This is a genomic window from Paraburkholderia sp. JHI869, from assembly GCF_038900775.1.
Classification (GTDB): Bacteria; Pseudomonadota; Gammaproteobacteria; order Burkholderiales; family Burkholderiaceae; genus Paraburkholderia.
Window position 1 is genome coordinate 86,493 of sequence record NZ_JAYMSC010000011.1, and the last position, 14,036, is coordinate 100,528.

Annotated in this window: 10 protein-coding genes and 1 pseudogene; all 11 read left to right on the top strand. The window is 64.2% G+C overall.

Features of this window, described 5'->3' with window-relative positions:
• Nucleotides 1-6 precede the first annotated feature (6 nt).
• The 11 genes and pseudogenes from ubiB to VSR72_RS19800 all read left to right on the top strand — a co-directional run bounded on the left by ubiB (nt 7) and on the right by VSR72_RS19800 (nt 13,984).
• On the top strand, nt 7-1,584 hold the full coding sequence (gene ubiB / locus VSR72_RS19750; protein WP_342954033.1) for a ubiquinone biosynthesis regulatory protein kinase UbiB: 1,578 nt from the start codon (nt 7-9) through the stop codon (nt 1,582-1,584).
• Between the two features lie 27 nt (nt 1,585-1,611).
• Entirely contained in the window at nt 1,612-2,262 is a 651-nt protein-coding gene (locus VSR72_RS19755; protein WP_342954034.1) for a methyltransferase domain-containing protein, read from the top strand.
• Nucleotides 2,263-2,480: 218 nt separating this feature from the next.
• On the top strand, nt 2,481-2,840 hold the full coding sequence (locus VSR72_RS19760) for an FmdB family zinc ribbon protein (RefSeq protein WP_342954035.1): 360 nt from the start codon (nt 2,481-2,483) through the stop codon (nt 2,838-2,840).
• Nucleotides 2,841-2,898: 58 nt separating this feature from the next.
• Nucleotides 2,899-3,540 carry a DUF502 domain-containing protein gene (locus tag VSR72_RS19765; protein ID WP_342954036.1) on the top strand — a complete coding sequence of 214 codons (642 nt, stop codon included), beginning with the start codon at nt 2,899-2,901 and terminating at the stop codon, nt 3,538-3,540.
• Nucleotides 3,541-3,604: 64 nt separating this feature from the next.
• Nucleotides 3,605-5,410, top strand: coding sequence for an aspartate--tRNA ligase (gene aspS, locus VSR72_RS19770; protein WP_342954037.1), 1,806 nt, complete (start codon nt 3,605-3,607; stop codon nt 5,408-5,410).
• 147 nt (nt 5,411-5,557) lie between these two features.
• Complete coding sequence (nudB, locus tag VSR72_RS19775; RefSeq protein ID WP_342954038.1) at nt 5,558-6,043, top strand: dihydroneopterin triphosphate diphosphatase; 486 nt, start codon at nt 5,558-5,560, stop codon at nt 6,041-6,043.
• A gap of 103 nt (nt 6,044-6,146) precedes the next feature.
• Nucleotides 6,147-7,439 (top strand): annotated as a pseudogene (locus tag VSR72_RS19780) (phospholipase D-like domain-containing protein); the annotation flags it as partial.
• 270 nt (nt 7,440-7,709) lie between these two features.
• The gene (locus VSR72_RS19785; RefSeq protein ID WP_028206015.1) at nt 7,710-8,309 is read left to right on the top strand and encodes a TetR/AcrR family transcriptional regulator; all 600 of its coding nucleotides are present in this window, start codon (nt 7,710-7,712) and stop codon (nt 8,307-8,309) included.
• Between the two features lie 70 nt (nt 8,310-8,379).
• Complete coding sequence (locus VSR72_RS19790) at nt 8,380-10,167, top strand: acyl-CoA dehydrogenase C-terminal domain-containing protein (RefSeq protein WP_342954039.1); 1,788 nt, start codon at nt 8,380-8,382, stop codon at nt 10,165-10,167.
• Nucleotides 10,168-10,308: 141 nt separating this feature from the next.
• Nucleotides 10,309-12,750, top strand: coding sequence for a 3-hydroxyacyl-CoA dehydrogenase/enoyl-CoA hydratase family protein (locus VSR72_RS19795; protein ID WP_342954040.1), 2,442 nt, complete (start codon nt 10,309-10,311; stop codon nt 12,748-12,750).
• A gap of 34 nt (nt 12,751-12,784) precedes the next feature.
• The gene (locus VSR72_RS19800; protein ID WP_342954041.1) at nt 12,785-13,984 is read left to right on the top strand and encodes an acetyl-CoA C-acyltransferase; all 1,200 of its coding nucleotides are present in this window, start codon (nt 12,785-12,787) and stop codon (nt 13,982-13,984) included.
• Nucleotides 13,985-14,036: the final 52 nt, after the last annotated feature.

Sequence of the window (14,036 nt, forward strand, 5' to 3'; positions counted from 1 at the left end):
CCAGACATGCGTTTTCTGCGTTTTCTCAAGATTTTCTTCACCGTCATCCGCTTCGGCCTGGACGAGATGATGTTGAGCCGGATCAACGACCGGCGTGTGGCGTTGCTCCTTCGCATCACCACGATCGGCCGTCGCTTCGACGACCCACCCGGCTTGCGGCTGCGTCTCGCGCTGGAAAGCCTCGGCCCGATCTTCGTGAAATTCGGCCAGGTGCTGTCCACGCGCCGCGACCTGCTGCCGCCCGACATCGCCAACGAGCTCGCGAAGCTGCAGGACCAGGTGCCGCCGTTCGATTCGAACGTGGCGATCGGCCTGATCGAGAAGTCGCTGGGCGCGCCGGTCGATGCGATCTTCGACGAGTTCGAGCGCGTGCCGGTGGCGAGCGCCTCGATCGCTCAGGTGCACTTCGCCAAGGTGAAGTCGGGTCAGCACGCGGGCAAGCCGGTGGCCGTGAAGGTGCTGCGCCCGAACATGCGTCCGGTGATCGATTCCGACCTCGCGCTGCTGCGTGACATCGCCGTGTGGGCCGAGCGTCTGTGGGCCGACGGCAAGCGCTTGAAGCCGCGTGAAGTCGTGGCCGAATTCGACAAGTACCTGCACGACGAACTCGACCTCATGCGCGAGGCCGCCAACGGCAGCCAGTTGCGCCGCAATTTCGCGGGCCTCGACTTGCTGCTCGTGCCGGAGATGTACTGGGAATTCAGCACGGCCAATGTGCTCGTGATGGAGCGCATGGTCGGCGTGCCGATCAGCCAGGTGGACAAGCTGCGCGCAGCGGGCGTAGACATTCCGAAGCTTGCGCGCGAGGGCGTGGAAATCTTCTTCACGCAGGTGTTCCGCGATGGCTTCTTCCACGCCGACATGCACCCGGGCAACATTCAGGTGAGCCTCGATCCCGCGCATTTCGGCCGCTATATCGCGCTCGATTTCGGCATCGTCGGTGCGCTGTCGGACTTCGACAAGAACTATCTCGCGCAGAACTTTCTCGCATTCTTCAAGCGCGACTATCACCGCGTGGCGACGCTGCATATCGAGTCGGGTTGGGTGCCGCCCAATACGCGCGTGGAGGAACTGGAAAGCGCGATTCGCGCCGTGTGCGAACCGTATTTCGACCGGGCGTTGAAGGATATTTCGCTTGGCCAGGTCCTGCTGCGGCTCTTCCAGACCTCGCGGCGCTTCAACGTGGAAATCCAGCCGCAGCTCGTGCTGCTGCAAAAGACCATGCTCAACGTCGAAGGCCTCGGTCGCTCGCTCGACCCGGAGCTCGATCTCTGGAAAACGGCAAAGCCGTATCTCGAGCGCTGGATGACCGAGCAGATCGGCCTGCGCGGATGGTACGAGCGCTTCAAGATCGAAGCGCCGCAATGGAGCAAGACGCTGCCCCAATTGCCGCGCCTCGTGCATCAGATGCTGATGCACCGCCAGGAGCCGGGCGGCTTTGCGAATGACGAGACGATCCGCGCGATGCTCGCCGAGCAACGCCGCACGAACCGCCTGCTGCAGGGCCTGCTCGTCTTCGGCGTGGCCGTGGGCGTGGGCATGGTGGCGGCGCGCGTGTGGCTCGCGTTCGCCTACGGCGGCTAGCGGACCACCAGAACGAGGAGTGAGACGATGAGCGACCCGACCCTGCCGCCGCAACCGGGCGACGTGCCCGAATTCGAAACCCGCGACCCGGCGTCGCCCTCGTTCTGGGACGAACGCTTCGAGCGCGGCTTTACGCCGTGGGACCAGGCGGGCGTGCAGGGCCAGTTCGAAGCCTTCGCCACCGCGCACCCCGAGGCCGCGGTGCTGATTCCGGGCTGCGGCAACGCGTGGGAGGCGCGCTGGCTCGCCGAGCGCGGCCGCACGGTGCGCGCCATCGACTTTGCGCCGGCCGCGGTCGCGAGCGCGCGCACGGCGCTAGGGGAGTACGCCGGCGTCGTCGAAGAGGCGGACTTCTACGCCTACACGCCGCCGTTCACGCCGGCCTGGGTGTTCGAGCGCGCTTTCCTGTGCGCGTTGCCCAAGGCGCTGCGCGCGAGCTACGCCGTGCGCATGGCCGAACTGTTGCAGCCCGGCGCGCTGCTCGCGGGCTACTTCTTCATCGGCGAAACGCCCAAAGGGCCGCCGTTCGCCATCGCGCGCGACGAACTCGACGCCTTGCTCACGCCGTACTTCAGCCTGACCGACGATCAGCCCGTGGCCGACTCGCTGCCCGTGTTCGTCGGGCGCGAGCGCTGGCTCGTGTGGCGTCGCAACGACGTCGCTCCGTCGCACGTTTAAGCTGTGTCAGGCGGGCGCGCCATGCGCTCGCCGCCCTGCATCGCCGCGCGTGCTCTTGACGTGCGCGCAATCCGCCCTCATCTGCATCGAGGCGGCCGCAACCCTCCAACGCTCCCCACTGGACACCCAACCCCGGTAAATGCCAGGGGCGATCCTGGTTTGCGGCTATAATTCAAGGCTTTGCAAGCAATTATCAGATTTTCATCAGGATAGAGATCATGCCGATCTACGCTTATCGCTGCGAGTCGTGCGGCTTCGACAAGGACGTGCTCCAAAAGATGAGCGATGCGCCCCTGACGCAGTGCCCGAGCTGCGGCGCGGACACATTTCGCAAGCAGGTCACCGCAGCGGGCTTCCAGCTGAAGGGTTCGGGCTGGTACGTCACCGATTTCCGTGGCGGAAACGGTGGCAAGAGTGGCGCGGCGTCCGGCGCGAAGGCGGCGGGCGAAAACGCGTCGTCGCCGGAGGGCAGCAAGCCGGCCGGCGAGAGCAATGCTGGCGCTTCCAGCGATTCGAGCGCATCCGCGCCCGCTGCGAGCAGCCCAGCGAGCACGCCCAGCCCGGCAGCCTCGACTTGAAAAACCTGCGGCGCGATTCCCGCATATCAGGGAAATCGCCCCGCGTTTGGCGGTGTAAATGACGATCAAGAAAGCGACGTTCAAATCGGTATTCCTGACCGGCCTGCTGGTGCTGGTGCCTTTGGCCATCACGCTGTGGGTGCTGAACCTCGTCATCGGCACGATGGATCAGACGCTGCTGTTGCTGCCCGAATCGTGGCGGCCGGAGCGCATGTTCGGCGTGCGCCTGCCGGGTCTGGGCGCCGTGCTCACGCTCGCGTTCATCTTCGGGGTCGGTCTGCTCACGCACAACTTCATTGGCCAGAAGCTGGTGGAGTGGTGGAACCTGCTGGTGCGCCGCATTCCGATCATCGGACCGCTGTACGGCAGCATCCAGCAGGTTTCCGATACACTGCTTTCAAGCAACGGCAATGCATTTCGCAAGGCGCTTCTGATCGAATACCCGCGCAAGGGTTCGTGGACGATCGCGTTTCTCACCGGCATTCCCGGCGGCGACGTGGTCAACCACCTGCAGGAAGATCACGTGAGCGTATATGTCCCGACTACGCCGAATCCCACGTCGGGCTTTTTCCTGATGGTGCCAAAGAGCGAGGTGGTCGAGCTGGACATGACCGTCGACGCCGCGCTCAAGTATATTGTTTCGATGGGCGTGGTCGCGCCGGCAACCTCTCCACGCCGCCCCATCGATCCTCCGCTTTAAATACCGGACGGCGCGCTACCGCGCGCCGCTCCCGTTCATTCATGCATAACGAAAGACGAACATCATGTCGATGAGATCTGAATACTGCGGTCTGGTGACCGAACAGCTGCTTGGCCAAACTGTTTCGCTGTGCGGATGGGTGCAGCGCCGCCGCGATCATGGCGGCGTCATCTTCATCGACCTGCGCGACCGCGAGGGCCTCGTTCAGGTCGTCTGCGATCCGGACCGCGCGGAAATGTTCAAGGTCGCCGAAGGCGTGCGCAACGAGTTCTGCGTGCAGGTGAAGGGTCTCGTTCGCAATCGTCCGGAAGGCACGGTCAACGCGAACCTCACGAGCGGCAAGATCGAAGTGCTGTGCCACGAGCTCGTGGTGCTCAATGCGTCGGTCACGCCGCCGTTCCAGCTCGACGACGACAACCTCTCGGAAACCACGCGCCTCACGCATCGCGTGCTCGACCTGCGCCGTCCGCAAATGCAGCACAACCTGCGTCTGCGCTACCGCGTGACGATGGCCGTGCGCAAGTATCTCGACGCGCTCGGCTTCATCGACATCGAAACGCCGATGCTCACGAAGAGCACGCCGGAAGGCGCGCGCGACTACCTCGTGCCGTCGCGCGTGAACGCGGGCCAGTTCTTCGCGCTGCCGCAGTCGCCGCAGCTGTTCAAGCAGCTCCTGATGGTCGCGAACTTCGATCGCTACTACCAGATCGTCAAGTGCTTCCGCGACGAAGACCTGCGCGCTGACCGTCAGCCGGAATTCACGCAGATCGACTGCGAAACGTCGTTCCTCGGCGAGCAGGAAATCCGCGATCTGTTCGAAGACATGGCGCGTCACGTGTTCAAGGAAACGATGGACGTCGAGCTCGACGCGAAGTTTCCGGTAATGAAGTACTCGGAAGCCATGAGCCGCTTCGGCTCGGACAAGCCGGACCTGCGCGTGAAGCTCGAGTTCACCGAGTTGACCGACGCGATGAAGGACGTCGACTTCAAGGTGTTCAGCACGCCGGCCAACAGCAAGGACGGTCGTGTTGCAGCGCTGCGCGTGCCGAAGGGCGGCGAACTTTCGCGCGGCGACATCGACGGCTACACCGAATTCGTGCGCATCTACGGTGCGAAGGGTCTGGCGTGGATCAAGGTCAACGAAGTGGCGAAGGGCCGTGACGGTCTGCAAAGCCCGATCGTCAAGAACCTGCACGACGCCGCGATCGCTGCGATCCTCGAGCGCACCGGCGCGCAAGACGGCGACATCGTCTTCTTCGCGGCAGACCGTGCGAAGGTCGTGAACGACAGCCTTGGCGCGCTGCGTCTGAAGATCGGCCACTCGGAGTTCGGTAAGGCCAACGGTCTCGTCGAGAAGGGCTGGAAGCCGCTGTGGGTGATCGACTTCCCGATGTTCGAGTACGACGAGGAAGAAAACCGCTACGTGGCCGCGCACCACCCGTTCACGAGCCCGAAGGACGAGCACCTGGAATACCTCGAAACGGATCCGGGCCGCTGCCTCGCGAAGGCCTACGACATGGTGCTGAACGGCTGGGAAATCGGCGGCGGCTCGGTGCGTATTTATCAGGAAGAGGTGCAGAGCAAGGTGTTCCGCGCGCTCAAGATCAATGCGGAAGAAGCGCGCGCGAAGTTCGGCTTCCTGCTCGACGCCCTTCAGTACGGCGCGCCGCCGCACGGCGGTATCGCGTTTGGTCTGGACCGCATCGTCACGATGATGGCCGGCGCCGACTCGATCCGCGACGTGATCGCGTTCCCGAAGACGCAGCGCGCGCAGGATCTGCTCACGCAGGCGCCGAGCCCGGTGGACGAGCGTCAACTGCGCGAACTGCACATTCGTCTGCGTCAACCCGAGCAGAAGACGGCGCAGTAAGCCATACCCTGCTGCGAAGGCCCGTTCGGGCTTTTGCATTGCAACAACAAAAAAGGCGCATCGTGCGCCTTTTTTGCTTTTTGCGTTAAATTACCTTTAGACGCGCCGCAAGCGCGCAGCGCGCGTTCCTCCCCACGCTCCATCACCATGCAGAAGCCGCCGAAGATTCCGGAATCCGTACTCGTCGTCATCCATACGCCGCAACTGGAGGTCCTGATCATCGAACGCGCCGACCGGCCGAATTTCTGGCAATCGGTCACCGGCTCGAAGGACCGCCCGGACGAGCCGTTCGCCGAAACCGCGGTGCGCGAGGTGGGCGAGGAGACGGGTATTGCTGTCGGCGCGCCTGGCGTGCCCCAGGCCGCGCTGCTCGACTGGCGCCACGAGATCGAATACGAAATCTATCCTGTGTGGCGCCACCGCTATGCGCCTGGGGTCACGCGCAACACCGAGCACTGGTTCAGCCTGGAAGTGCCCACGGGCACAGTCGTCACGCTCGCGCCGCGCGAGCATACGGCTTATGTGTGGCTGCCCTACGAGCAGGCGGCGGCGAAGTGCTTCTCGTGGTCGAACCGCGAGGCCATTCTGCAACTGCCCGAGCGGCTGCGCGTTGGACGAGAGGGGCGCGGGTGAGCCGAGCATGAGCGAAACCAGTACCGATCCCGGCATTGAATCGCAGCGCGTGGTGAGGCTGCGCGAGGCGCTGCTTGGCCGGCGCTATCGTTCGCGCTATCGCTTCACGAGCGGCAACGACGTGCGCCTGTTCGGCTCGAGCGCCGACTTGTTCGGCGCGATGATCGAACGCATCGACGCCGCCACGCGCGATGTTGCGCTCGAAACCTATATCTTCTGCGACGACGACATCGGCCGCGCGCTCTCCGATGCGCTCATACGCGCGGCGGCGCGCGGCGTGCGCGTGCGCGTCATCACCGACGGCGTCGGCTCGCCGCGCATTGCGCTCTTCGAGACCTGGCCGGGCGTGGGCGTCGAACATCGCGTCTACAACCCGCATATCTTCGGGCGCTTCGGCTTTTCGCGCACGCACCGCAAGCTCGCCGTGATCGACGACCAGTTCGCGTATTGCGGCGGCATCAACGTGATCGACGACTTCGAGCAGGACGGCCACAGGCTGCCGTATTCGCGCTGGGATTTCGCCGTCGAGCTGCACGGCCCCGTCGTCGTCGATGTGCGCCTCGCGATCGAGCAGCAGTGGCGGCGTATCCGGCTCGGCTACCGGCCGCCGCTGCCGCAGCAGGTTTCGCCCGGCGTGCCGGCGAGCGCGGGCTTCATGTCGCCGCATCCCACTGGCCACACGATCGGGCGTCCCACGCAGATCGTCGACGACGCGCTGCGCGCGCTTGCGCCCACCGTGCGCTCGTCTCGCGCGAAACGCTTCTTCACGCGTCTGCGCGAGCGCCTGCGCGCGAGCGTGCGCGATCCGCGCACGGCGCACGTGCCCTGCGTGGCCTTCGTCGCGCGCGACAACGTGGTGAACCGGCGCGCCATCGAAAAGGCTTATCTCGACGCCATCGGCGAGGCGCGCAAGGAAGTGCTGCTCGCCAATCCATACTTCATGCCGGGCCGGCGGCTGCGCCGTGCGCTCGTGAGCGCCGCGGAGCGTGGCGTGGCGGTCAAGCTTTTAGTCGGACGAAAAGAATTCAAGGTGCTCGACTACGGCGTGCCGTTTCTCTATCACCAGCTTCTCAGCGCGGGCGTGCAGATTGCTGAGTACGAGAAAACAATGCTTCATGGCAAGGTGGCCGTCGTCGATTCGAGTTGGGGCACCGTGGGTTCTTCGAACCTCGATGCGCTCAGTCTCGTGCTCAACAACGAGGCCAACGTGCTGCTCGTGGAGCATCCGCAGATCGAACAACTGCGCAGCGAAATACTCGCGGCGTTCGGCGACGCCGCGCAGATCGACCGCGCGCGCTACGAGGCACGGCCATGGCACACGCGCGCCGTGAACTGGCTCGCGTGGGCGTTTTATCGCGCGCTCATGAAGCTCATCACCGTGGGCGGCTACGACTAGAACGAGATCGCCGCTGCAAACCCCTCGGCGCCAAGCGCCTGCCATACGAATCGGCGCACGTGCAATCGAGAGAATGTCGGCTTGTGCGCGGCGCACGAAGTCCGAAAATTAGAGTACCGGTTAGAAATCGGTTTCTAATAAAGTCCTTGTTTCGCGGACGGCTGTCCTCAACAATAGTACGGCCGTTCGATTTAATTCAGACCCTGATGTAAGCAGTTGACGAGTAGTTGACAGCAACATCGCGGCCACATCGTTACGGTAAAGAAAGCTATGCGAAAAGGCGAACAGACACGAGCCGCCATTCTGGATGCAGCACTCGACCTGGCAGGTCGCGATGGCCTTGAAGGCCTGACCATCGGCCTGCTCGCCGAGCGCATGCAGATGAGCAAGAGTGGCGTATTCGCTCACTTCGGGTCTCGGGAAGACCTTCAGGTCGAGGTGGTGCGCGAGTACCACCGTCGATTCGAGGAAGAAGTCTTCTTTCCGAGTTTGCGCGAGCCACGCGGTTTGCCGCGTCTGCGTGCGATGCTCTCGCGATGGTTCGAGAAGCGCATTCACGAAGTCACGACCGGCTGCATCTACATCAGCGGCGCCGTCGAGTACGACGACCGCGCGGACAGCCAGGTGCGCGAGACGCTGGTCGCGAGCGTGTCGATGTGGCGTGCGGCGCTCCTGAGGGCCATTTCGCAGGCAATCGAAGAAGGCCATTTGCGCAAGGAGACCGATCCCGCGCTAATGCTCTTCGAACTGTATAGCGTGACGCTCGGCCTGCATCATGACGGCCGCTTCCTGCATCTGCCGGACGCGGTCGAGCATACGTGGGCCGCGTTCGAGAAGCTGATCGTTTCGTATCAGAGCGAGACCCAGTAGCGCCCGGCCGTAACATCGAAGTCGCGGCGGCGCGCGAGGGACCCGAAGCTCGAATTTTTGGAGAGAAGACATGGGACAGTACACCGCGCCGCTGCGCGACATGCAGTTCGTTCTGCACGAACTGCTGAACGTGGAAGGCGAAGTGAAGCAGATGCCGAAGCACGCCGACCTCGACGCCGACACCATCAACCAGGTGCTCGAAGAAGCCGGCAAATTCTGCTCCGAGGTGCTGTTTCCGCTGAACCAGGTCGGCGACCGTGAGGGCTGCACGTACGCCGGCGACGGCGTCGTCACCACGCCGACTGGTTTCAAGGAAGCGTACAAGCAGTATGTCGAAGCCGGCTGGCCCTCGCTCGGCTGCGATCCCGAATACGGCGGCCAGGGCCTGCCCGCATTCGTGAACAACGCGCTCTACGAAATGCTGAACTCGGCGAACCAGGCGTGGACCATGTATCCGGGTCTCTCGCATGGCGCCTACGAGTGTCTGCATGCGCACGGCACGCCCGAACTCCAGAAGGCGTATTTGCCCAAGCTCGTCGAAGGCGTTTGGACCGGCACCATGTGCCTGACCGAGCCGCACTGCGGCACCGACCTCGGCATCCTGCGCACGAAGGCCGAGCCGAACGGCGACGGCTCGTACGCGATCACCGGCACGAAGATCTTCATCTCGAGCGGTGAGCACGACATGGCCGAGAACATCATCCACCTCGTGCTCGCGCGTCTGCCTGACGCGCCGCCGGGAACGAAGGGCATCTCGCTTTTCGTTGTGCCGAAGTTCATCCCCACGGCAGCAGGCGAAGTAGGCGAGCGCAACGGCATCAAGTGCGGCTCGATCGAGCACAAGATGGGCATTCACGGCAACGCGACCTGCGTGATGAACCTGGACAGCGCGAAGGGTTGGCTCGTCGGCGAGCCGAACAAGGGCTTGAACGCCATGTTCGTGATGATGAACGCCGCGCGTCTGGGCGTGGGCATGCAGGGTCTCGGTCTCACCGAAGTCGCTTACCAGAACTCGCTCACGTATGCGAAGGAGCGCCTGCAGATGCGCGCGTTGACCGGCCCGAAGGCGCCTGAAAAGGCGGCTGACCCGATCATCGTGCATCCGGACGTGCGCCGCATGCTGCTCACGCAGAAGGCCTGGGCCGAGGGCGCGCGCGCCTTCACGTACTGGTCAGCGTTGCAGATCGACAAGGAGCTGTCTCATTCCGATGAAACCGGGCGCAAGGAAGCCGGCGATCTCGTCGCGCTGCTCACGCCGATCATCAAGGCCTTCCTGACCGACAACGCATTCGAGAGCACCAACCTCGGCATGCAGGTGTACGGCGGCCACGGCTTCATCTCCGAGTGGGGCATGGAGCAGTACGTGCGCGACGCGCGTATCAACCAGATCTACGAAGGCACGAACACGATCCAGTCGCTCGACCTGCTGGGCCGCAAGGTGCTGGGCGACATGGGCGCGAAGCTCAAGAAGTTCGGCAAGCTCGTGACGGATTTCGTCGAAGCCGAAGGCATCAAGCCGGAAATGCAGGAGTTCGTGAATCCGCTCGCCGACATTGGCGACAAGATGCAGAAACTCACGATGGAAATCGGCATGAAGGCGATGCAGAACCCCGACGAAGTGGGCGCGGCCGCAGTGCCGTACCTGCGCACGGCGGGCCACCTCGTGTTCGCGTACTTCTGGGCACGCATGGCACGCATCGCGCTCGAGAAGGAAAGCTCGGGCGATCCGTTCTACAAGTCGAAGCTGGCCACGGCGCGCTTCTATTTCGCGAAGCTGCTGCCCGAAACGGCCACCTCGATCCGCCAGGCGCGCGCGGGTTCGAAGACGCTGATGGAAGTCGACGAAGCGCTGTTCTAAAAGCCGACGGGCGCGCGTTCTTCAAGGGCGCGCGCCCCGTCAACACGATGTCCAGAGGCGGCGCCCGTTGCGTCATCTGTTGCGGCACGCCGCCCTCACACCTCAATCCGCTCGACATTGCATACCCGCTGGAGGAACAACGTGAGCAACCTCAATATTCGCAAGGTGGCCGTGCTCGGCGCCGGCGTGATGGGCGCGCAGATCGCCGCGCACCTGATCAACGCCCGCGTGCCCGTGCTGCTGTTCGATTTGCCCGCGAAAGAAGGCCCGAAAAACGCCATCGCGCTCAAGGCAATCGAGACGCTCAAGAAGCTCTCGCCCGCGCCGTTCGGCGTGAAGGACGACGCGCAATACATCACGCCCGCGAACTACGAAGACGACATCGCGAAGCTCGCGGAATGCGACGTCGTGATCGAGGCGATCGCCGAACGCATGGACTGGAAGCACGACCTCTACAAGAAGGTTGCGCCGCACCTCGGCCCGAACGCGATTTTCGCGACCAACACCTCGGGCCTCTCCATCACCGAACTCTCGCATGGCTTCGACGATGCGTTGAAGGCGCGCTTTTGCGGCGTGCACTTCTTCAATCCGCCGCGCTACATGCACCTCGTCGAGCTGATCCCGACCGCGCAAACGAAGCCCGAAATCCTCGACCAGCTCGAATCGTTCCTCACGAGCGTCGTGGGTAAAGGCGTCGTGCGCGCGAAGGACACGCCGAACTTCATCGCGAACCGCGTGGGCGTGTTCTCGATCCTCGCGGTGATCGCCGAGGCGAAGAAGTTCGGACTGCGTTTCGATGAAGTCGATGACCTCACGGGCGCGCGTCTTGGCCGTGCGAAGTCGGCGACGTTCCGCACTGCTGACGTCGTGGGCCTCGACACGATGGCGCACGTCATCAAGACGATGCAGGACAACCTGAAGGACGATCCGTTCTTCCCGGTCTACGAAACGCCGGCCGTGCTGGCGGGGCTCGTGGCGAAGGGCGCGCTCGGCCAGAAGACGGGCGGCGGCTTCTATCGCAAGGAAGGGAAGGCGATCAAGGTGCTCGACGCCAACACGGGCGAGTACGTGGATGGCGGCGGCAAGGCTGACGAGCTGGTGGGCCGCATCCTCAAGCGTCCGCCTGCAGAACGCCTGAAGCTGCTGCGCGAAACGCAGCATCCGCAGGCGCAGTTCCTGTGGTCGATCTTCCGCGACGTGTTCCACTACATCGGCGTGCATCTGCAGTCGATCGCGGACAACGCGCGCGACGTGGATCTCGCGATCCGCTGGGGCTTCGGCTGGAACGAAGGTCCGTTCGAAGGCTGGCAGGCCGCCGGCTGGAAGCAGGTCGCCGAGTGGGTGAAGGAAGACATCGACGCTGGCAAGGCGCTCTCGAATGCGCCGCTGCCTGCCTGGGTGTTCGAAGGCGCTGTCGCCGCGAACGGCGGTGTGCATGGCGCGGAAGGTTCGTGGTCGCCCGCTGAGTCGCGCTTCGTGCCGCGCTCGAATCTGCCGGTGTACGAGCGTCAGGTGTTCCGCGCGGCGCTCTTCGGTGAAACGGGTGCGCGCGATCCGAAGACCTACGGCAAGACCCTCTTCGAGAACGAAAACCTGCGCGCCTGGGTGGACGACCGCGCGGGCGAAGACGACGTCGTCATCGTCTCGTACAAGAGCAAGATGAACACGATGGGCCCGGGCCTGCTCGACTCGCTCGTGAAGGCCATCGACATCGCCGAAGACGGCTACAAGGGCCTCGTGATCTGGCAACCGACGTCGCTGAAGCTCGGCGCGCCGGGCGGCCCGTTCTCGGCAGGCGCGAACCTCGAAGAGGCGATGCCCGCGTTCATGATGGGCGGCGCCAAGGGCATCGAGCCGTTCGTGAAGAAGTTCCAGGACACGATGCTGCGCGTGAAGTACGCGAACGTGCCGGTCATCACGGCGGTGTCGGGCATCGCGCTCGGCGGCGGCTGCGAAATCATGCTGCAAAGCGCGAAGCGTGTTGCGCACGTCGAGAGCTATGTCGGCCTCGTGGAAGTGGGCGTGGGTCTCGTACCCGCTGGCGGCGGCCTGAAGGAAGCGGCGATTCGCGCTGCCGAAGGCGCGGCTGCGATTGGCGCTGCACCCAGCGATCTGCTCCGCTTCCTGCAGAAGTCGTTCGAAAACGCCGCAATGGCGAAGGTCTCGGCCTCGGCGCACGAAGCGCGCGCAATGGGATATCTGAAGCCTTCGGACACCATCGTCTTCAACGTGTTCGAACTGCTCGACACGGCGAAGAAGGAAGCGCGCGCACTGAGCGCGGCGGGCTATCGCGCTCCGCTGCGCGCCACGCAGATTCCGGTGGCGGGCCGCTCGGCGATCTCGACCATCAAGGCGTCGCTCGTGAACATGCGTGACGGCCGCTTCATCAGCGATCACGACTTCCTGATCGCGAGCCGCATCGCGGAAGCGGTGTGCGGCGGCGACGTCGAGGCGGGCAGCCTCGTCGACGAAGAATGGCTGCTCAAGCTCGAGCGCCGCGCCTTCGTCGATCTGCTCGGCACGCAGAAGACGCAGGAACGCATCATGGGCATGCTGCAAACCGGCAAGCCGGTGCGCAACTAAGCGGCACGACGCATACGAGATACTGGAGTCAAAGATGAGCAAACAGTTGCAGGATGCATACATCGTCGCCGCGAGCCGCACGCCCATCGGCAAGGCGCCGCGCGGCGTGTTCAAGAACACGCGCCCGGACGAGCTGCTGGTTCACGCGATCAAGTCGGCCGTGGCGCAGGTGCCCGGCCTCGATACGAGCGTGATCGAAGACGCCATCGTCGGCTGCGCGATTCCCGAGGCCGAGCAGGGCCTGAACGTGGCGCGCATCGGCGCGCTGCTTGCAGGCCTGCCGCAGAGCGTGGGCGGCGTGACCGTCAACCGCTTCTGCGCGTCGGGTCTCACGGCGCTCGCCATGGCTGCTGACCGCATCCGCGTCGGCGAATCCGACGCGATGATCGCGGGCGGCTGCGAGTCGATGAGCATGGTGCCGATGATGGGCAACAAGCCGTCGCTTTCGCCGCACATCTTCGATCGCAACGAAGACGTTGGCATTGCTTACGGCATGGGCCTGACCGCCGAGAAGGTAGCGGAGCGCTGGAAGGTGACCCGCGAAGCGCAGGACGCGTTCTCGGTCGAATCGCACCGCCGCGCGCTCGCCGCGCAGCAAGCCGGCGAGTTCAAGGACGAAATCGCGCCGTACACGCTCGTCGAGCGTTTCCCGGATCTCGCCACGGGCGAAGTGAAGGTGAAGGAGCGTTTGATCGAACTGGACGAAGGCCCGCGTGCCGATACGACGCTCGAAGGCCTCGCCAGGCTGCGCGCCGTGTTCGCGAACAAGGGCTCGGTTACGGCTGGCAACAGCTCGCAGACCTCTGATGGCGCGGGCGCGCTGATCGTCGTCTCCGAGAAGATCCTCAAGCAGTTCAACCTCACGCCGCTCGCGCGCTTCGTGAGCTTCGCGGTGCGTGGCGTGCCGCCGGAGATCATGGGCATCGGTCCGAAGGAAGCGATTCCGGCGGCGCTGAAGGCTGCAGGCCTGAAGCAGGACGATCTCGACTGGATCGAGCTGAACGAGGCGTTTGCCGCGCAGTCGCTGGCGGTGATCCAGGACCTCGGCCTCGATCCTTCGAAGATCAATCCGCTTGGCGGCGCGATCGCGCTCGGCCACCCGCTCGGCGCGACGGGCGCGATCCGCGCCTCGACGGTCGTGCACGGTCTGCGTCGCCGCAACTACAAGTACGGCATGGTGACGATGTGCGTGGGCACCGGCATGGGTGCGGCGGGCATCATCGAGCGGCTGTAAGCGCTTCGGCTGCTGGCGCATAAGCGTTATCGACACGGTTCGCAGACTTCAC

Bases quoted from the DNA above. Each gene is read 5' to 3' on its own strand.
- ubiB (WP_342954033.1), top strand. From the start codon at position 7: ATGCGTTTTCTGCGTTTTCTCAAGATTTTCTTCACCGTCATCCGCTTC.
- VSR72_RS19755 (WP_342954034.1), top strand. From the start codon at position 1,612: ATGAGCGACCCGACCCTGCCGCCGCAACCGGGCGACGTGCCCGAATTC.
- VSR72_RS19760 (WP_342954035.1), top strand. From the start codon at position 2,481: ATGCCGATCTACGCTTATCGCTGCGAGTCGTGCGGCTTCGACAAGGAC.
- VSR72_RS19765 (WP_342954036.1), top strand. From the start codon at position 2,899: ATGACGATCAAGAAAGCGACGTTCAAATCGGTATTCCTGACCGGCCTG.
- aspS (WP_342954037.1), top strand. From the start codon at position 3,605: ATGTCGATGAGATCTGAATACTGCGGTCTGGTGACCGAACAGCTGCTT.
- nudB (WP_342954038.1), top strand. From the start codon at position 5,558: ATGCAGAAGCCGCCGAAGATTCCGGAATCCGTACTCGTCGTCATCCAT.
- VSR72_RS19785 (WP_028206015.1), top strand. From the start codon at position 7,710: ATGCGAAAAGGCGAACAGACACGAGCCGCCATTCTGGATGCAGCACTC.
- VSR72_RS19790 (WP_342954039.1), top strand. From the start codon at position 8,380: ATGGGACAGTACACCGCGCCGCTGCGCGACATGCAGTTCGTTCTGCAC.
- VSR72_RS19800 (WP_342954041.1), top strand. From the start codon at position 12,785: ATGAGCAAACAGTTGCAGGATGCATACATCGTCGCCGCGAGCCGCACG.